At 70.6% G+C, this 18,439-nt stretch carries 14 protein-coding genes and 1 tRNA gene; 10 read left to right on the forward strand and 5 right to left on the reverse strand.

Going from position 1 to position 18,439, the window contains the following annotated elements; translation table 11 throughout:
* Window positions 1-384 precede the first annotated feature (384 nt).
* Entirely contained in the window at window positions 385-900 is a 516-nt protein-coding gene (gene rplJ / locus GVL05_RS10685) for a 50S ribosomal protein L10 (RefSeq protein ID WP_123292121.1), read from the forward strand.
* A 51-nt stretch (window positions 901-951) separates the two neighbouring features.
* Window positions 952-1,332, forward strand: coding sequence for a 50S ribosomal protein L7/L12 (gene rplL / locus GVL05_RS10690; RefSeq protein ID WP_017888664.1), 381 nt, complete (start codon window positions 952-954; stop codon window positions 1,330-1,332).
* 181 nt (window positions 1,333-1,513) lie between these two features.
* Here rplL and GVL05_RS10695 read toward each other — a convergent pair whose 3' ends face one another.
* A complete protein-coding gene (locus tag GVL05_RS10695; protein ID WP_159573134.1) occupies window positions 1,514-2,434 on the reverse strand; it encodes a hypothetical protein in 921 nt (306 codons plus the stop codon).
* Between the two features lie 189 nt (window positions 2,435-2,623).
* Window positions 2,624-4,048 (reverse strand): APC family permease, encoded by a 1,425-nt coding sequence (locus tag GVL05_RS10700; protein ID WP_159573135.1) that lies wholly within the window; start codon window positions 4,046-4,048, stop codon window positions 2,624-2,626.
* Between the two features lie 141 nt (window positions 4,049-4,189).
* Between GVL05_RS10700 and GVL05_RS10705 the strand changes: the two genes are divergently transcribed.
* The 5 genes from GVL05_RS10705 (at window position 4,190) to GVL05_RS10725 (ending at window position 10,883) form a co-directional block, all read left to right on the forward strand.
* The gene (locus GVL05_RS10705) at window positions 4,190-6,082 is read left to right on the forward strand and encodes an ABC transporter ATP-binding protein (protein WP_228505410.1); all 1,893 of its coding nucleotides are present in this window, start codon (window positions 4,190-4,192) and stop codon (window positions 6,080-6,082) included.
* A gap of 181 nt (window positions 6,083-6,263) precedes the next feature.
* Window positions 6,264-7,628 (forward strand): cystathionine beta-synthase, encoded by a 1,365-nt coding sequence (locus tag GVL05_RS10710; RefSeq protein ID WP_159573136.1) that lies wholly within the window; start codon window positions 6,264-6,266, stop codon window positions 7,626-7,628.
* 14 nt (window positions 7,629-7,642) lie between these two features.
* A complete protein-coding gene (locus GVL05_RS10715; RefSeq protein ID WP_131845685.1) occupies window positions 7,643-8,788 on the forward strand; it encodes a cystathionine gamma-synthase in 1,146 nt (381 codons plus the stop codon).
* Between the two features lie 90 nt (window positions 8,789-8,878).
* Window positions 8,879-10,279, forward strand: a complete 1,401-nt coding sequence (locus GVL05_RS10720) for an MFS transporter (RefSeq protein ID WP_159573137.1) — start codon at window positions 8,879-8,881, stop codon at window positions 10,277-10,279.
* A 31-nt stretch (window positions 10,280-10,310) separates the two neighbouring features.
* Complete coding sequence (locus tag GVL05_RS10725; RefSeq protein WP_159573138.1) at window positions 10,311-10,883, forward strand: substrate-binding domain-containing protein; 573 nt, start codon at window positions 10,311-10,313, stop codon at window positions 10,881-10,883.
* A 102-nt stretch (window positions 10,884-10,985) separates the two neighbouring features.
* On the opposite strand, the gene GVL05_RS10730 is transcribed toward GVL05_RS10725, so the two are convergent.
* Window positions 10,986-11,567: a TetR/AcrR family transcriptional regulator gene (locus tag GVL05_RS10730; protein WP_159573139.1), complete on the reverse strand. Its 582-nt coding sequence runs from the start codon at window positions 11,565-11,567 to the stop codon at window positions 10,986-10,988.
* A 225-nt stretch (window positions 11,568-11,792) separates the two neighbouring features.
* On the opposite strand from GVL05_RS10730, the gene GVL05_RS10735 reads away from it, so the two are divergent.
* Both GVL05_RS10735 and GVL05_RS10740 read left to right on the forward strand, forming a co-directional pair.
* Entirely contained in the window at window positions 11,793-13,049 is a 1,257-nt protein-coding gene (locus tag GVL05_RS10735) for a multidrug effflux MFS transporter (RefSeq protein ID WP_111084464.1), read from the forward strand.
* 64 nt (window positions 13,050-13,113) lie between these two features.
* A complete protein-coding gene (locus tag GVL05_RS10740) occupies window positions 13,114-15,132 on the forward strand; it encodes a helicase HerA-like domain-containing protein (RefSeq protein WP_159573140.1) in 2,019 nt (672 codons plus the stop codon).
* 19 nt (window positions 15,133-15,151) lie between these two features.
* Here the strand turns inward: GVL05_RS10740 and GVL05_RS10745 are convergent, their stop codons facing one another.
* Together GVL05_RS10745 and GVL05_RS10750 are read right to left on the reverse strand one after the other, a co-directional pair.
* Window positions 15,152-15,796 carry a hypothetical protein gene (locus GVL05_RS10745; protein ID WP_159573141.1) on the reverse strand — a complete coding sequence of 215 codons (645 nt, stop codon included), beginning with the start codon at window positions 15,794-15,796 and terminating at the stop codon, window positions 15,152-15,154.
* Between the two features lie 284 nt (window positions 15,797-16,080).
* Window positions 16,081-16,165 (reverse strand) — tRNA-Ser (locus GVL05_RS10750).
* Window positions 16,166-16,286: 121 nt separating this feature from the next.
* On the opposite strand from GVL05_RS10750, the gene pta reads away from it, so the two are divergent.
* Window positions 16,287-18,395 (forward strand): phosphate acetyltransferase, encoded by a 2,109-nt coding sequence (pta, locus tag GVL05_RS10755; protein ID WP_159573142.1) that lies wholly within the window; start codon window positions 16,287-16,289, stop codon window positions 18,393-18,395.
* Window positions 18,396-18,439: the final 44 nt, after the last annotated feature.

Consider the following 18,439-nt stretch of genomic DNA (forward strand, 5'->3'; position numbering starts at 1 on the left):
CTACATCACCTGGTGGAACACCGACCGCTCCCAGGCACGACTCGAGGCATGAGCCCGGTTCAATACCGAGCTCACGCCCTCGCGGCCTAATCTGACTTCACGGTCCAACAAACCGGGACCAGTTCACCCGCACCGCGCCTCCAGACCGGTGTTTGGTCTCGCCCACGGCATCTGCTACTGTTCTCGAAGCCAAAGACCGCCGGATGTCGTGCTGCTCGCAACGTGGTTGTGAACACCGTGACCGAAGGTCCTCACTCGTGAGGCATCCCGCGCAGGTGTTCCGAACCACTCCCACCATCTGGTGAGAGCAGCTCCGAGCCTCTGCGCCGGAGCTTTTTTCGTTCGTGGACCTGGGGCTACCGGCAAGAAACCCCAAGGAGAACCATGGCGAACAAGGAAGCTGCGGTCGCCGAGCTCACGGAGTCCTTCCGTAGCTCGAACGCCGTTCTGCTCACCGAGTACCGCGGTCTCACGGTCGCGCAGCTCAAGGAGCTCCGCAACTCGATCCGTGAGCACGCCACGTACGCCGTGGTGAAGAACACGCTGACCAAGATCGCGGCGAACAACGCCGGCATCTCCTCGTTCGACGAGGAACTCGCCGGTCCGTCCGCTCTCGCCTTCGTCCACGGTGACACCGTCGCCGTCGCGAAGTCGCTGCGTGCATTCGCCAAGGCGAACCCCGAGCTCGTGGTGAAGGGCGGTTACTTCGACGGTAACCCGCTCACCGCGACCGAGGTGGACAAGCTCGCCGACCTCGAGTCCCGTGAAGTTCTGCTCGGCAAGCTCGCCGGCGCCTTCAAGGCCTCGCTGTTCGGTGCTGCGTACCTGTTCCAGGCCCCCCTCTCGCAGGCCGTCCGCACCGTGGACGCCCTTCGCGAGAAGCAGGAGTCCGCGGCCTGATCAGGCTCGCGTTCCACAACCACACGTATTACTGAGTAGTAGGAGAAAATCATGGCGAAGCTTTCGCAGGACGAGCTCATCGAGGCCTTCAAGGAGCTCACGCTCATCGAGCTCTCGGACTTCGTGAAGAAGTTCGAAGAGGTCTTCGAGGTCACCGCTGCTGCCCCGGCCGCTGCTGCCGCTCCGGCCGCCGCTGCCCCGGCCGAGGCCGCTGAGGAGAAGACCGAGTTCGACGTCATCCTCAAGTCCGCTGGTGACAAGAAGATCCAGGTCATCAAGGAGGTCCGTGGCCTGACGTCGCTCGGCCTCGGTGAGGCCAAGGCGCTCGTCGAGACCGCCGACGCCAAGATCCTCGAGGGTGCGAACAAGGAGACCGCCGACAAGGCGAAGGCGACCCTCGAGGCCGCTGGCGCCACGATCGAGCTCGCGTAGTCTCGACCGTTCGGTTCACGAAGGCCGCTGCCCCTCGGGGTGGCGGCCTTCGTCGTTGCCGGGGGTGTGGTGCGTGCGTGCGTGGCCCGAGACTCGGGGTGAGCGACACTTCTCGCGACGAAGAAGCCGAGATCGGTCGCTCACCCCGAGTCTCGATCTGCCGGGCCCGAGACTCGGGGGATCAGACGATGATCCTGTGCTGGCGGAACAGGGCGCGGAGTCGGTCAGGATCGACGAGATGCCACCAGGTCGGACGGACGACACTCCGGACCCCGGGTACCGAACGGATCCGGTCCTCTCGGACCTTCTCGTGCCAGACGGCATCACCCGGGGCGCGGCCAGCGAGCATTCCCCGATCGGTGTACTTTTGCTTGCCGTCGAACTCGACGACGACGCCGGTGTCCTCGAACCAGAAGTCGACCCGGTCCACTGCGCCGCTCGTGTGCCGGAACTCGTGCTGCGCGGCCGGACGAGGGAACCCGAGTTCGACCATCCGTACCGCCGCGTACGACTCTCCGACCGACTCGTGCAGCGGGTCGAGCGCCTCGTAGACCGTTCGGCACCTGACGGATCCGCGTCTGGGGCGCATCGGGAGTGCTGCCTCGAAGTCTTCGACCGAGAGCGTTCCTCGGCGAACCGCGTCGTCGATCGCCACCGCCGCCACGGACGGCTCGAGGGTCGTGGCGAGGTCGACAGCGGTGCGCAGCGCACTGGTGAGCCGCACGCCGGCGAACGAGGACGGCCTCGTGCCGGTCTCCGGAGGACCAGCGTGCCGCACGAGGTGGGCTCGGTGTTCCGTCTTGCGCGTTGCACCGTCGGTCACGTGGACGCGTTGCGGGGGAGAACCGATGAGTGGCCAGCCGTACGCGATCGCGGCCGTCAGGTGGGAGAAGGCAGCGTCGTCACGGAGCTGCGGCACCAGAGCGCGTGCGATCAGGAGGTGTTGTTCGGTGCTGCTGACCTCCCGCCAGACCTGCGCGTCGACGTAGACGCCATCGGTGATCCGGACGAGCTGGCCCGCGCGGTGTCGCCGCTGGAGCAAGCGGGATCCGGTCGGGTCGAGACTCGTCGCTCGGAGAAGGCGCGTTCGTTCGGTCGTCATGGCTGGAGCCTCGCGGCCCGACGTGCGTCAGGTGCTCCGCGCGAGCCGGCCTGTGGAGAGTTCTTCGTGGCGGGGGAATGTGGACGAGACTCGGTGCTGCCCCCGCGATACTCGCGGTGAACGACACTTCTCGCTTGCCTGAGCGCGAGAAGTGTCGCTCAAACCGAGTCTCGGGGCTGGGCCGGGCGGTCAGCGCAAGGTGCTGTGACGGCGGCCGTAGGCCAGGTAGAGCACGGCGCCGACGACCATCCAGATGCCGAAGGCGATCCACGTCGTTGCGCCGAGGAACACCGCCAGGAGGACGCAGCTCAGGGCACCGAGGATCGGCACGACGGGGAACAGCGGGACGCGGTACGAGCGCTCGAGGTCGGGCTGCGAGCGACGGAGCACGATGACCGACACGTTGACGAGCGCGAACGCCACGAGGGTGCCGATGCTGGTGGCGTCGGCGAGCTCGCCCAGGGGGACCAGGGCGGCGACGATCGTGACCGCGATGCCGATGATCAACGTGTTCGCGATGGGGGTGCCGGTGCGCCGCGAGACCCGACCGAAGACCTTCGGGACCAGGCCGTCGCGGGCCATGGTGAGCAGGATCCGGGTCTGGCCGTAGAGCACCGTCAGCACGACGCTCGCGATCGCGACGACCGCGCCGATCGAGAACACCAGCGCGACGAGGGGCTGACCCGTGACGTCCACCACGATGCGGACGAGCGAGGCCTCGGAGGACGAGAAGTCGGTCCACGAACGGGCACCGATCGCGGCGATGGCGACGAGGATGTACAGCGCCGTGATGAGCGCGATCGAACCGATGATCGCCCGGGGGAGGTCGCGGCGGGGGTCCTTCGCCTCTTCGCCGGCGGTGGAGGCGGCGTCGAAACCGATGTACGAGAAGAAGAGCCTGGAGGCCGCAGCGGTCACCCCGGCGGCACCCATCGGTGCGAGCGGTTCGAAGTTCTGCGCCTGGAAGGCCGTGAAGGCGACGACCACGAAGAACACGAGGAGTGCGATCTTCACGACGACCATGACGGTGTTCACCCAGGCGCTCTCGCGGGCTCCGGGGATCAGGACCACGGTGGCGAGCAGGACCAGGACGGCCGCCGGCAGGTTCACGACGCCGCCGTCCCCCGGAGGCGCGGACAGTGCCGTCGGCAGGTGCAACCCGAACACGCGCAGGGTCTCGTCGACGTACTCGCTCGCGCCGACCGCGACCGCGGCCACCGAGACGGCGTACTCGAGGACGAGGCACCATCCGCAGACCCACGCGATGCCCTCGCCCATCGTGGCGTAGGTGTACGAGTAGCTCGACCCCGAGGTCGGGACGGCTCCGGCCATCTCGGCGTAGGACAGTGCCGAGAGCAGGGCCGCGATCCCGGCGACGACGAAGGAGATCCACACGGCGGGACCCGCGAGCGGCACGGCCGTGCCGAGCACCACGAGGATGCCGGTCCCGAGGGTCGCGCCGACGCTGATCATCGTCAGGTGCCAGACACCGAGCGACCGGCGGAGCGGTTCGCCGTTGACGCCGACGGCCGCCTCGGACTGCAGTTGCTCGATCGGCTTGCGGCGGGCGAGCTGCTGGCGGAGGGACGTGGGACGGGACGGCGCGGACGTCATGGGACCTCGGTGGTGCGGGGGCGGGGACGGCACATGCTCGCACGCCCCCTGAACGGGGTCAAATACGGCCGGCGGACTGCACCGCGGAACGGCGGTCGTCGAGCGCGCGCCGATGTCCGACCGCGGGGATACGGTTGCTGCATGAGCATGGGCGGCGGGATGCGCGGGGGCGGCGGTGGCGGTGGTCCGCGCGGCGGCGGCCGGATCTCCAGCGGTGACTTCCGTGCGCAGAAGGCCGCCAACGCCGAAGCGCCGAAGATCCCGCACCTGGTGAAGCGGATCGCCGGGCTGTTCGTCCCGCACCGGCGGTCGATCGTCCTGACGGTCGTCCTCGTGCTGATCGGCGCGGCGATCTCGGTGATCCCGCCGCTGTTGACGCAGCAGGCGTTCGACCGGGGCCTGTTCCCACCCTCCGGCAGCCCCGACGTCCCGGTGCTGGTCGAGCTCGTTTCGGCGATGGTGTTCCTCTGGATCGCGAGCGCCGGGGTGGGCGTCTGGCAGACCTACCTGACGGCGACGGTCGGCAACAAGGTCATGGGTGCCATGCGGATGCGCCTGTTCGGGCACCTGCAGCGCATGGAACTCGCGTTCTTCACGCGCACGAAGACCGGTGTCATCCAGTCCCGCCTGCAGAACGACGTCGGCGGCGTCGCGAGCGTGCTGAACAACACGATCTCGTCGGTGCTCGGCAACACCGTCACGGTCATCGCCGCCATCGTCGCCATGCTGTTGCTGAGCTGGCAGATGACCCTGGTCGCGGTCGTGCTGCTGCCGTTGCTCGTCATCGCGCAGCGTCGGGTCGGGCAGGTCCGTGCCCGCATCGCCGGGCAGACGCAGGAGTCGCTGTCCGACATGACGGCGATCACGCAAGAAGCACTGAGCGTCTCCGGCATCCTGCTGGCCAAGAGCTTCAACCAGCAGCGCAGTGAGACCCGCCGCTACGGAGACGAGAACCGCAACCAGATCCAGTTGCAGGTCCGCCAGCAGATGTCCGGGCAGTGGTTCTTCGCGATCGTGCAGATCTTCCTGTCGATCATCCCGGCGATCATCTACCTCGTCGCGGCCTGGCTGATCATCGGCGACGTCCCGATCACCGCCGGCACCATCGTCGCGTTCACGACGGTGCAGTCGCGCTTGCTGTTCCCGACGGTCGGACTGCTCCGGGTGGTGCTCGACCTGCAGACCTCCGGAGCGCTGTTCGCTCGGATCTTCGAGTACTTCGACCTGAAGCCCGCGATCACCGACTCGCCCACGGCGAAGCCCGTCGACGACACCATGGTCGGTCACGTCGCGTTCGACGACGTGACGTTCACGTACCCGGACGGCGAGGCCGACAAGCCGACGCTCCGCGGGGTCTCGTTCGACCTCCGACCCGGGCAGTTCGCCGCCTTCGTCGGGCCGTCGGGCGCGGGCAAGACCACCGTGTCGTACTTGGTGCCACGGTTGTACGAGGCGACCAAGGGTTCCGTGCGGTTCGCCGGACAGGACGTCCGCGACCTCGTGCACGAGGACCTCATGCGCCACGTGGGGATCGTCAGCCAGGAGACGTACCTGTTCCACGCGACGATCGGCGACAACCTGCGCTACGCCAAGCCGGACGCGACCGACGACGAGGTCGAACGGGCGGCACGCGCGGCGAACATCCACGACACGATCGCCTCGTTCCCGGACGGCTACGACACGGTCGTGGGGGAACGTGGTTACCGACTGTCCGGCGGCGAGAAGCAGCGGATCGCGATCGCGCGGGTGCTCCTGAAGGACCCTCCCGTGCTCGTGCTCGACGAGGCCACGAGCGCGCTCGACTCGATCTCGGAGCGCGTGGTGCAGACCGCGCTCGACACCGCAGCCGCGGGGCGCACCACCATCTCGATCGCGCACCGGCTGTCGACGATCCGGGACGCCGACGTCATCTTCGTGCTCGACCACGGGCGGATCGTCGAGCAGGGGACGCACGACGAACTCCTCGCGCTGGACGGCACCTACGCGCTCCTGCACCGGCAGCAGAACACCCCGGCGGACGCCGTCGGCCGCTGAACCCGCCGATCACGGCCACCGACCTGCGGGCGGGCGCGCCGATCGGACACGCGCCCCCAGACCGGGCGGGAGGCCCGTGGCGGCCCCGCCACGGGCCTCCCGTCCGACACGGGGCACGACCAGGGCGAGGCGCACGTCACGACCCAGCAGAACGCGGTGTCGGCGTCCTAGACTCGGGCCCGTGCGTTACGCGAACTCCGTGGTCGACCTCGTCGGTGACACCCCGCTCGTCAAGCTCAACCGGGTCACCGAGGGGGTGCGCGCGACCGTCCTGGTGAAGGTGGAGTACCTCAACCCCGGCGGGTCGTCGAAGGACCGCATCGCCACGCGCATCATCGATGCTGCCGAGGCCTCTGGTGACCTCCGGCCAGGCGGGACGATCGTCGAACCCACGTCGGGCAACACCGGGGTCGGGCTGGCCCTCGTCGCCCAGCAGCGCGGTTACCGGTGCGTGTTCGTGCTGCCGGACAAGGTCGGCGAGGACAAGCGCAACGTCCTGACGGCGTACGGCGCCGAGATCGTCGTCACGCCGACCGCGGTGCCGCCCGAGCACCCGGAGTCGTACTACTCGGTGTCCGACCGGCTCGTCCGCGAGATCCCCGGCGCTTACAAGCCGAACCAGTACGCGAACCCGAACGGCCCCCGCAGCCACTACGAGACCACCGGTCCGGAGATCTGGCGCGACACCGAGCAGCAGATCACCCACTTCGTCGCGGGCGTCGGGACCGGCGGCACCATCTCGGGCACCGGGCGCTTCCTGAAGGAGGCGTCCGACGGCCGTGTCCGCATCGTGGGGGCCGACCCCGAGGGCTCGGTCTACTCCGGCGGCACCGGCCGGCCGTACCTGGTCGAGGGTGTGGGCGAGGACTTCTGGCCGACCGCGTACGACCCCGAGGTGCCGGACGAGATCATCGCGGTGTCGGACGCCGACTCGTTCGGGATGACCCGCCGCCTGGCGCGGGAAGAGGGCTTGCTCGTGGGCGGGTCCAGCGGGATGGCGGTCGTCGCAGCGCTGCGGGCCGCCCGCGACCTGACCGAGGACGACGTCGTCGTGGTGCTGCTGCCCGACGGCGGTCGCGGCTACCTCGGCAAGATCTTCAACGACCGGTGGATGCGCTCGTACGGCTTCGCCGAGACCGACGAGGCGCGCACCGTCGGGTCGCTCATCGCCGGCAAGGACGGCCGTCTGCCCGACCTGGTGCACGCGCACCCGGCGGACACCGTGCGCGAGGTCGTCGACATCATGACCAAGTACGGGGTGTCCCAGATGCCCGTGCTCAGCGCGGAACCGCCGGTCGTCATCGGCGAGGTCATCGGGGCCGTCGCCGAGAAGGACCTGCTCGAACAGGTCTTCACCGGTGCCGCGAAGATGACGGACGCCCTGACCGGTTTCGTGGGCGAACCGCTCCCGTTGATCGGCGTGGGCGAGTCCGTGTCCGCAGCGCGTCGAGCCCTCGAGACGGTGGACGCCCTGCTCGTCGTCGAGGACGGCAAGCCGGTCACGGTCCTGACCCGCCACGACCTCCTGACCTACCTCTCCGAGTAAGGAACGCAGCCAGCATGACCGAGTTCAGCACCCGCGCCGTCCACGCCGGCCAGGAGCCCGACGGCCCCACCGGCGCCGTCATCCCGCCGATCCACCTGACGTCCACCTACGTGCAGGACGGCATCGGCGGGATGCGGAACGGCTACGAGTACTCCCGTGCCGGCAATCCGACGCGCGACTCCCTGCAGACGCTGCTCGCCGACCTGGACGGCGGCGTGGCCGCGTACTCGTTCGCATCAGGTCTCGCCGCCGAGGACGCCCTGCTCCGGGCGGCGCTCCGTCCCGGGGCCCGCGTCGTGATGGGGAACGACGTGTACGGCGGGACCCACCGTCTGGTCAGCCGACTGCACGTGCCGTGGGGCGTCGAGCTCGTCGTCGTCGACATGAGCGAGCTCGACCAGGTCCGGGCCGCGCTGCAGGGCGCCCCCGAGGACACCGTGCTCTGGGTCGAGACGCCGACCAACCCGCTCATGAAGATCGCCGACATCGCCGGACTCGCGACCCTCGGGCACGAGGCCGGTGCACTCGTCGTCGTGGACAACACCTTCGCGTCGCCGTACCTGCAGCAGCCGCTGTCGCTCGGTGCCGACGTCGTCGTGTACTCGACGACGAAGTACCTGGGTGGCCACTCCGACGTCGTCGGTGGGGCCGTCGTGCTCGCCGACCAGGAGCTCGCGGCGAAGGTGCAGTTCCTGCAGTTCGGCGCCGGTGCGATCTCGTCGCCGTTCGACGCCTTCCTGACCACCCGCGGCATCAAGACCCTGGCGGTCCGGATGGAGCGGCACTCCACGAACGCGCAGGCCGTCGCCGAGGCGCTCGTCGCAGCGCCGGGCATCGAGCGCGTCTACTACCCGGGGCTCGCCGACCACCCGGGGCACGACATCGCCGCCCGCCAGATGCGCGGGTTCGGCGGGATGCTGTCCGTCGCACTGTCCGGCGGCCCGGACGCTGCCCGGCGCTTCGCGGAGTCCACGGAGCTGTTCGCGCTGGCCGAGTCGCTCGGGGGAGTGGAGTCGCTCATCGGGTACCCGAGCGAGATGACGCACGCCTCGGTGAAGGGCACGGAGCTCGCGGTGCCCGAGAACGTGGTGCGCCTGTCCGTCGGCATCGAGGACGCGGGCGACCTGATCGCGGACCTGCAGCAGGCGCTGACGCGCTGACGCGGACCTGCAGCACGCGCTGACGCGCATCGCGCGTGGTCCGCGCCCCGCGACGTCGGCGGTGTCGCCCCTCGCCCCTACGATGAGCGGGTGAGCACCACGGCGACGAGGACGGGCCTGCTGAGCGGGCGGTACGCCCTCGCGACGATCGGCATGGTCGCCATCGTGGGCGTCGCGGCGTTCCAGAACCTGGCGATGACGACGATCATGCCGGTGATCAGTCGCGACCTGGACGGCGAGGCCCTGTACGCCCTGGCCTTCGCGGCACCGCTCGCGGCCGGGGTGCCCGGCATGGTGCTCGCCGGCAACTGGACCGACCGCGCCGGCGGCCGGATCGTCGCCTGGGTCTCCGCGCTGCTGTTCGCCGTCGGGACCGCCGTGGTCATGCTCGCGCCGACGATGGAGGTCTTCCTCGTCGGTCGACTGGTCGAGGGCTTCGGTGCCGGCGCGATCGACGTCGTGCTGTACGTGCTCGTCGCCCGGATCTTCCCCGCCGAGCTGCACGGACCGGTGTTCGCCGGGTTCGCGGCCGCGTGGGTGGTCCCGGCGCTGATCGGCCCGGCGATCGCCGGCATCGTCACCGACACGTGGAACTGGCACTGGGTCTTCGCGGGGGCGCTCGTGATCGCCGTGGGTGCGTTCAGCGTGCTCGTGCCGACGCTCGGACGGCTGCAGGCACCGGCGGTCGAGCTGCGGCCGCCGTGGCAGCGGATCCGGATCGGGTGGTCGGTCGCCGCGGCCGTGTCGATCCTGCTGCTGAACGTCGCGCCGGACCTGACCCCGTGGGGGATGGTGGCCGCGGTCGTGGTCGGCCTGGTCGGGACGTGGTTCGCGCTGCGCCCGCTGCTGCCGACCGGCACCTTCCGCGCCGCCGCGGGCCTGCCCTCGGTGGTGCTGCTGCGCGGGCTCGTGGCGGCGTCGTTCTTCGGCAGCGAGGCGTACGTGCCGTTCCTGCTGCAGGCGAAGCACGGACTGTCCGCATCGGCAGCGGGGCTCGCGCTGACCGTCGCCGCGCTCAGCTGGGCGGCGTCGAGTTGGGCGCACGGTCGGCTGGGGGAGCAGCGCCTGACCGCACGTCGGACCTTCGGTGTCGGACTCGTGCTCGTCCTGGTGAGCCTGCTGGCGGCCTTCGCGGTGGCGACGCTCGACCTGCCGTGGTGGGTGCTCGTCGCCGGCTGGTTCGTCGGCGGCGCGGGCATGGGGGCGATCTACCCGCGGACGTCGATGCTCACCCTGCGGTTCTCGGGCGAGGGCGACGACGGCTTCGCGAGCTCGGCGCTCACCATCGCCGACGCCGCGGGCAGCGTCATCGGCCTGGCGGTCACCGGGCTGCTGTTCACCGCGACCGGCGGCGCCGAGGGCACGGTGTCCTTCCCGCTGGTCTTCGCGGCGATGATCTGCTTCGCCGCACTGGCGATCGCCGCGGTCCGGCGGCTCGGACCCGTCCCCGCGCCGGTGTCGTCGGCGTCGCCGGACCGCGCAGCCGGGTAGCGTGGCAGACCGGACCGAAGAGGAGACACCCGTGGTGCGCATCGTCGCTGCAGCCGTCGTCCTGACGGCCGCCCTCGCGTTGGCCGGCTGCCAGGGCACGACCTCCGCTGCGCCCACGCCGGTGCAGAGCACGGACCTGACCAGCTCCGACGGCGGGTTCGACAAACAGGCCGTCATCGGCGTCGTGCTGGTCGACGACGACGCGGCCCTGGGCGAGGACCTGCGGACCGGCCTGTCCGATGCCGGGTTCCGTCCCGACGTCCGGGTCGCACCCGCGTCCGGCGCGGCGGCGTCCCAGCGGACCGCGGTCGCCCAGCTCGTCCGCAAGGGCGCCAAGGCCCTGCTCGTGCACGCGGCTCGGCCGTCCGCGCTCACCGGGGTGATCCAGACCGCGCACGACGCCGGTGTCGTGGTGGTGTCCCTGGGCGATCCGCTGCCGGCGAGCGGTACCGGCGGCGACGGTGTGTCGGCCGACTACCGGGTGCCCGCAGCGGCGGACGACGCAGACCTGGCGGCCACCGCGGTCGAGGTCGTGCAGTCGTTGCAGCGCGGCGAGAAGCCGGAGACCGAACCGAGCGACGGCGAGTCGACCGACGCCGAGTGAGCCGAGGCGAGCCGCGTCACCAGGCCGGTCAGCGCCGCGCCAGCAGGCCGGTCAGCGCCGCGTCAGCATCCCGGTCAGTGCCGTGCCACCAGGCGGCTCAGCTCAGCTCCACCAGGCCGGGAACGACAGCGTGATCGTCTCGACCAGCGCCTTCCGCGACCGTCGGGGCCCGGCGAGCCACGCTTCGATCGCCCCGACGAAGCCCTGCGCGACGTAGCCGGCGGCCACGTCGTCGAGGAGCTCCGGGCGGCGGTCGGCGTCGAGTTCGCGGATGTGCAGGGCACTCGACTCGGTGAAGTGGCCCACGAGCAGCCGGTGCAGTGACGCGTCGTTCGGGTCCGGCAGTGCCTTGGCGTAGATGTCGCGGTGGGTGGTCACGTGCTCGACGACCGCGTTGATGCCCCGCCGTGTGATGGTCGCGAGCTCGGCCGCGTCGGCTCCGCGGGCGGCTGCGGCCCGTCGGTCGTCGGCGTCGTCCTGCCGGATGCGGTCGAGCTCCGGCGTCAGCACGTCGGCGAGCAGCGATCCGGGGGAGACCGCGTGCGAGTAGAACGTCGCGCGGTTGATGCCGGCGGCACGGGTGACGTCCGCGACGGTGATCTCGGAGACGGGGCGGTCGGCCGCCAGTCGCAGGATCGCTTCGCGCAGGGCGGCGGTCGTGTGCAGGATCCGGGCATCCACCATGACGCCCACCCCCTTCTGATCCGGTTCACCCGGAGGCCCCCGAGCAGTCCGACGGTACCGCATGGCACGGGATCGGCACGCTGACGGCGGGTGGCAACACGCGGGCAATCCGAGCCGACCGCGTCGGGAGCGCTCCTGCTGCCCGTAGGATGGTTCCGCGGACGAATCGATTCGATCGACGCCGCGATCACCTCCCCGCCCCTCACCGCCGAAGGACTCCTGCTCGTGACCGCGCCCGCCACCACCGGTTCGCTCCGGGTCGTCCTGCACCCCGGAGACTCCCTCTCCCGTGGGCAGCGACTCGTCTACGTCTTCGTCCTGGGCGCCCTGACGGCGCTCGGGCCGTTCACGATCGACCTGTACCTGCCGGCGTTCCCGGCGATCAAGGAGCAGTTCGGCGTCACCGACGGCGCCGTGCAGCTGACGCTCACGGCGACGACGCTCGGGTTCGCGTTCGGGCAGCTGCTCGTCGGTCCGTGGAGCGACAAGGTCGGCCGCCGGCTGCCGCTCATCATCGCGACGACGGTGCACATCGCCGCGTCGATCGGCGCGGCGACCGCTCCCGACATCGAGCTCCTCGCGGTGTTCCGCGTGCTCCAGGGCATGGGCGCGGCCGCCGGCGGTGTCGTCGCGATGGCCACCGTCCGCGACCTGTTCGGCGGCAAGCCGCTCGTCCGGATGCTGTCCCGCTTGGCGATGGTGAACGGGCTGGCGCCGATCCTCGCGCCGCTCATCGGCTCGCAGATGCTCCAGTTCACCAGCTGGCGTGGCATCTTCGTCTTCCTCGCCTGCTACGGCCTGGCCGTGGTGATCGCGTCGATCCTGCTCATCGTCGAGACCCTGCCCCCGGCCCGTCGTCGCGAGGCCGGGCACTCGACGATCGGTCAGCGGTACAAGGCGCTGTTCTCCGACCGGATCTTCGTGGGGGTCGCGCTCATCGGGGCGATGGTGTTCAGCGGGTTGTTCTCGTACCTCAGCTCGTCGCCGTTCCTGTTCCAGGGCGTCTACGGACTCGACGCCCAGCAGTACGGGCTGCTCTTCGCGGTGAACTCGGTGGGCGTCGTGCTCGGTGTGCAGATCTCCGCGCGGTTGGCGCAGCGCGTCGGGCCGCAGTGGATCCTGGCGTGCTCGACGGCGACGCTGTTCCTGGCGTCGATCGCGATCATCGTGCTCGACCAGCTCGGTGCGGGGCTCGTGGGCGTGCTCGTGCCCCTGTGGTTCTTCATCGCGGCGTGCGGGTTCTCGTTCCCCCTCGTCCAGGTCATCGGCCTGGCTGCGCACGGCAAGGAGGCCGGAACGGCGGCGTCGCTGCTCGGCGCCCTGAACTTCGGCGTCGCCGGCCTGATCTCGCCGATCGTCGGTTGGCTCGGCATCACCACCGCGACCCCGATGGCGATCGTGATGGCCTCGACCTCGGTGATGGCCATCCTGATCCTGTGGTTCGTGGTGCGGCCCCGGACGGTCCCCGAGCTCACGCACTGACGCGTTCTCCACAGCTGCCCGGATCAGCCGGACAGCGGCCCCCGCGCGTCCATAGGCTGTGCCCATGAGCGACGCGGTGGAGCAGGCACGGGCAGCGGCCGAGGCCGCCAGGCAGGCAGCGGACGAGGCACGCCGGCTGGCCGACGAAGCCGTGCAGCGGGCCGAGGAGCTCGCCGCCGCACTCGCCGGACAGGAGGCCCGGCTCGCCCCCGACGCGGAGCCCGCCTCCGCCACCCCACCGGCTCCAGAGCCCACCACCGCAGGACCCACCGCAGCCGTCCCGGACGACGCGACGGCGGCTCCCGACGCGGCCGTCCCGGCACCGGCGGACGCCCCGGCGGCCGGCACCGCGCCTCCCGGCAGTGGCGCAGCCCCGCTCGGGCCGGACGCCGTCGCCGCGATCCGCACCGGCTACACCGTCGAGGGGCAGGCGCTCGAACTCGGTGCCCTGGTGAACGGCGAGGCGCAGCCCGACGTCCAGGTCCGCATCCCGCTCGGCATGCTGAACCGGCACGGGCTGGTCGCCGGTGCGACCGGCACCGGCAAGACCCGCACGCTGCAGGTCCTCGCCGAACAGATCGCGGCGAACGGCGTGCCGGTCTTCGCGGCCGACATCAAGGGCGACCTGTCCGGGCTCGCGGTGGTCGGGCAGGGGAACGAGAAGCTGCTCGCGCGCACCGCGGGCATCGGCCAGCAGTGGCAGGGCGTCGCGAGCCAGGCGGAGCTCTTCTCGCTCGGTGGCCAGGGCACGGGCGTGCCGATCCGCGCGACGGTGTCCGGGTTCGGGCCGTTGCTGCTGTCGAAGGTGCTCGGCCTGAACGACACCCAGGAGTCCTCGCTCGGACTGGTGTTCCACTACGCGGAGCAGGCCGGGTTGCCGCTCGTCGACCTGGCCGACCTGCGGAGCGTGCTGACGTTCTTGGTGGGCGACCAGGGCAAGGGCGAGCTCGCCGAGCTCGGTGGTCTGTCGAAGCAGACCGCCGGGGTGATCCTGCGCGAGCTCATCACGTTCGCCGACAAGGGTGCCGACCAGTTCTTCGGCGAGCCCGAGATCGACACGCAAGTGTTCCTGCGCACGGCGGCGGACGGCCGGGGGATCGTGAGCCTGCTCGAGGTCCCGGGCGTGCAGGACCAGCCCGAGGTCTTCTCGACGTTCCTGATGTGGCTCTTGGCCGACCTGTTCAACGAACTGCCAGAGGTGGGCGACCAGGACAAGCCGAAGCTCGTGTTCTTCTTCGACGAGGCGCACCTGCTGTTCAGCGGGGCGTCGAAGGACTTCACGGACCAGATCGTGCGGACCGTGCGGTTGATCCGGTCGAAGGGCGTCGGGATCTTCTTCGTGACCCAGACCCCGAAGGACGTGCCGAACGACGTCCTGGCGCAGCTCGGGTCGCGCATCCAGCACCAGCTGCGGGCGCACACCCCCGACGACGCGAAGGCGCTCCGGGCGACGGTGTCGACCTACCCGTCGAGCGACTACGACCTGGGCGAGGTACTGACTTCGCTGGCGACCGGCGAGGCGATCGTCACCGTCATGAACGAGAAGGGTGCGCCGACGCCGGTCGCGTGGACCCGGTTGCGCGCGCCGCAGGGATCGATGGACCCGATGCCCGCCGCCGAGATGCTGTCGCGGGTGCAGGCATCGCCGTTGCTCGCGACCTACGGCACCCGGGTGGACCCGGACTCGGCGCACGAGATGCTCGCGCGCCGGATGGAGGCAGCTGCTGCCGAGGCCGCGGCGGCGGACGCGCAGAAGGACGCAGCCATCGCGGCGGCCGAGGCCGAGAAGGAAGCCGCGCGGGCGGCGGCGACCGCGGCCAAGGAAGCCGCGGCGCGGGCCAAGCAGGAGGAACGCGAGCGGGCTGCTGCGCAGAAGGAGTACGAGCGGACGCAGCGCGAGTTCGAGAAGGCCGAGCGGGCTGCGGCGTCGCGGCGTTCGGGCCGGTCGGGGCGGAGCACGCGGACGACGACCTCACGGAAGGCGGACGACCCGCTGTCGGACCTGCTCGGGTCACGGCTCGGCGGCACGATCGCGAAGGAGGTCGTGCAGGGGATCTTCTCGACGCTGCGCCGACGTCGGTGACGTCCAGCAGCTCCGAGCGTCAGCGACCGAGCAGACCGGTGAACTCGACGACGAGCAGACCCAGGACGACGAGTGCTGCCACGCCGCCGACGAGCAGGTAGGCCGGCCGCTGTTCGTACCAAGCGCGGCTCGACGGGTAGCGCTTCGCGAAGACCCGGGCCGAGACCGGACGTGCCTCTTCCGTCACCTGGACGCCCATGGCGTCGACGACCTGGGCGAGCCCGTCGTCGCCCCACACGTCGGCACGGATGCGGAACAGGTGCGCACCCGTCGCGTCGAACGCCACGAGTTCGCGCATGGTGCGGTCGACCGAGCTGCCGTAGGTGGTGGCGAGCACCAGACTGTGCACGCGGTCGCGGGGGATCCGACGGTGCGCGGTGACCACGCCCCGGATCGTCAGGCCGTCAGGGTCGATGCCGATGTACGCCGTGCTCAGTCGGACGAACACGACGCCCACGAGGACCGCCAGCGCGACGACCACGGTCGCGACCATCGCCCACGTCCGGAACGGGAACGACACCCAGACCAGGGCGACGGCGAGCGGCACGGCCGAGAACACGATGCTCAGCGCCGTCGAACGGACCAGGGACCGGCGGGGGCGGAGGACGACGTCGTACACGGTGGCACGCAGGTGCGGCGTCGCTGGCACCGTCATGTCCCCCATGCGCTTCTCCTGAACCCTCGGGTCTCCCGGGCACGCCGAATCGGCCGCCCTGCGAGCGACGCCCCTGCCGCTCGATGCACCGCGGTCGACTCGTCCCGGAGTCGTCCGCTCCGGCAAGCATAGGTGCACGACGGGGACCGGGGACAGCCCGTTCCACCCCGGATCGGCGTTTGACGGCCAGTCCTTGGCGAACAGGGGACAGGTGGGTCCGCCGCGTGGGGGACCGGCGACGAGGAACGCCGCGAACGAAGAAAGCCCCGCACCGGAGTGCGGGGCTTGCTCGGCGGAGAATGGGGGATTCGAACCCCCGAGGGCTTGCACCCAACACGCTTTCCAAGCGTGCGCCATAGGCCACTAGGCGAATTCTCCTTGTGCCGTCTCGCGACGGCGACACCCAATGGTACAGGTTCTCAGGGGTGCTCACGACCGTGTGTCGTCGAGGCGGGTGCTCCCAGTTGTCGTGACATGTCCGGCGACTACCCTGAGACGCGTGTCGACCCGCATCTACATCACGTCAGCAGAAGGGCACACGGGCAAGAGCACCGTCGCCCTCGGTGTCCTCGAGACCCTCGCGCGCTCCGTCGGCCGCGTCGGCGTGTTCCGCCCGGTCGCCCGCTCGGTCGCCGAACCCGACTACGTGCTCGAACTGCTGCTGCAGCACACCGCGGTCGGGATCTCGTACGACGACGCCGTGGGGGTCACCTACGACGACGTCCACGCGGATCCGGACGCCGCGCTCGGCACCATCGTGAACCGCTTCGCCCAGGTGGAGCGCCAGTGCGACGCGGTGGTCGTGCTCGGGTCCGACTACACCGACGTCGGCAGCCCCACCGAGCTGTCGTTCAACGCGAAGGTCGCCGCGAACCTCGGTGCCCCGGTGCTCCTCGTCCTCGGTGGTCGTGACGCCGCCGAGCGCGGTGCCCGCACACCCGAGGGGATGGCGCAGGTCGCGGACGTCACGACGAGCGAGCTCCGGGCGGCGCACGCGCAGCTGTTCGGCGTCGTCGTGAACCGCGCCGACCCGGAGGCCCTCGCCGCGATCGTGGCGAGTGTCGAGCGGGCCGTGCACGACGACCACCCGGACGTGCCCGTGTGGGCGATCCCGGAGGACCGCGTCCTCGTCGCCCCGACCGTCCGCGCGCTGCTGCAGGCGACCGACGCCACCCTGGTGCGCGGGGACGACGCCCTGCTCGACCGCGAGGCACTCGGCACCGTCGTCGCCGGCATGAGCATGGAGAACGTCCTGCCGCGCCTGATCGAGGGCGGCATCGTCGTGGTCCCCGGTGACCGCAGCGACGTGCTCATCGCGACCCTGCTGGCGAACCAGTCGGACACGTTCCCGAGCCTGGCCGGCGTGATCCTGAACGGCGGGTTCGAGACCGCACCGCAGATCTCCCGGCTGCTCGAGGGGCTGTCGAGCTCGCTGCCGATCGCGCAGAACGACCTGGGCACGTACGACACCGCCCTCCGCATCACGCAGACCCGCGGGCGCCTGGCGGCGGACTCGCCCCGCAAGGCCGACCTCGCGCTCGCCCTGTTCGAGCAGCACGTCGACGCCGAATCCCTGCGCGACCGTCTGCAGCTCACGCCGTCCGGCGTCGTCACGCCGCTCATGTTCGAGCACGGGCTGCTCGACCGGGCACGAGGGTACGGCAAGCACATCGTGCTGCCCGAGGGCGAGGACGACCGCATCCTCCGCGCGGCGTCGACGCTGCTCGCCCGCCAGGTCTGCGAGCTGACGATCCTCGGCGACCCCGTCGCGATCCGCACCCGCGCGACCGAGCTCGGACTCGACCTCGACGCCGCCCAGCTCGTGTCGCCGTTCGACCCCGAGCTCCGCGAACGCTTCGCCGAGGAGTACACCCGGCTCCGCGCACACAAGGGGATGTCGATCGAGCTCGCGCGCGACACCGTGACCGACGTCTCGTACTTCGGCACGATGATGGTCCAGCTCGGACTCGCCGACGGCATGGTCTCCGGTGCGAAGCACACCACCGCGCACACCATCCGGCCGTCCTTCGAGATCATCAAGACCCGTCCGGACACGTCGATCGTGTCGAGCGTGTTCCTGATGGCGCTCGCGGACCGCGTCCTGGTCTACGGCGACTGCGCGGTGATCCCGGACCCGACGAGCGAGCAGCTCGCCGACATCGCGATCTCGTCGGCCGAGACGGCGACCCAGTTCGGCATCGACCCCCGCGTCGCGATGCTCAGCTACTCGACCGGCGACAGCGGCACCGGCGCCGACGTCGACAAGGTCCGTGCCGGCACCGCCTTCGTCCGTGAGCGCCGTCCCGACCTGCTCGTCGAGGGCCCGATCCAGTACGACGCCGCTGCCGACCCGACGGTCGCGAGCACGAAGATGCCGGACTCCCCGGTGGCCGGCAAGGCGACCGTCTTCATCTTCCCGGACCTCAACACGGGCAACAACACCTACAAGGCCGTGCAGCGCTCCGCCGGCGCGGTCGCCATCGGGCCCGTCCTGCAGGGACTGCGCAAGCCGATCAACGACCTCTCCCGCGGCGCCCTCGTCAGCGACATCGTGAACACCGTCGCGATCACCGCGATCCAGGCCGGCACCGCGTCCGACGCGGCCTGACCTGCGCGACACACACCGCGCCTCCCGTCCGGCCGACCAGGCCA

Source organism: Curtobacterium sp. 18060 (assembly GCF_902706105.1).
Taxonomy (GTDB): domain Bacteria; phylum Actinomycetota; class Actinomycetes; order Actinomycetales; family Microbacteriaceae; genus Curtobacterium.

Coding starts and splice junctions, on each gene's coding strand:
- GVL05_RS10730 (WP_159573139.1), bottom strand. CDS start 11,567: ATGGTGGATGCCCGGATCCTGCACACGACCGCCGCCCTGCGCGAAGCG.
- GVL05_RS10700 (WP_159573135.1), bottom strand. CDS start 4,048: ATGACGTCCGCGCCGTCCCGTCCCACGTCCCTCCGCCAGCAGCTCGCC.
- GVL05_RS10695 (WP_159573134.1), bottom strand. CDS start 2,434: ATGACGACCGAACGAACGCGCCTTCTCCGAGCGACGAGTCTCGACCCG.
- rplL (WP_017888664.1), top strand. CDS start 952: ATGGCGAAGCTTTCGCAGGACGAGCTCATCGAGGCCTTCAAGGAGCTC.
- GVL05_RS10715 (WP_131845685.1), top strand. CDS start 7,643: ATGACCGAGTTCAGCACCCGCGCCGTCCACGCCGGCCAGGAGCCCGAC.
- rplJ (WP_123292121.1), top strand. CDS start 385: ATGGCGAACAAGGAAGCTGCGGTCGCCGAGCTCACGGAGTCCTTCCGT.
- GVL05_RS10745 (WP_159573141.1), bottom strand. CDS start 15,796: ATGGGGGACATGACGGTGCCAGCGACGCCGCACCTGCGTGCCACCGTG.
- GVL05_RS10740 (WP_159573140.1), top strand. CDS start 13,114: ATGAGCGACGCGGTGGAGCAGGCACGGGCAGCGGCCGAGGCCGCCAGG.
- GVL05_RS10705 (WP_228505410.1), top strand. CDS start 4,190: ATGAGCATGGGCGGCGGGATGCGCGGGGGCGGCGGTGGCGGTGGTCCG.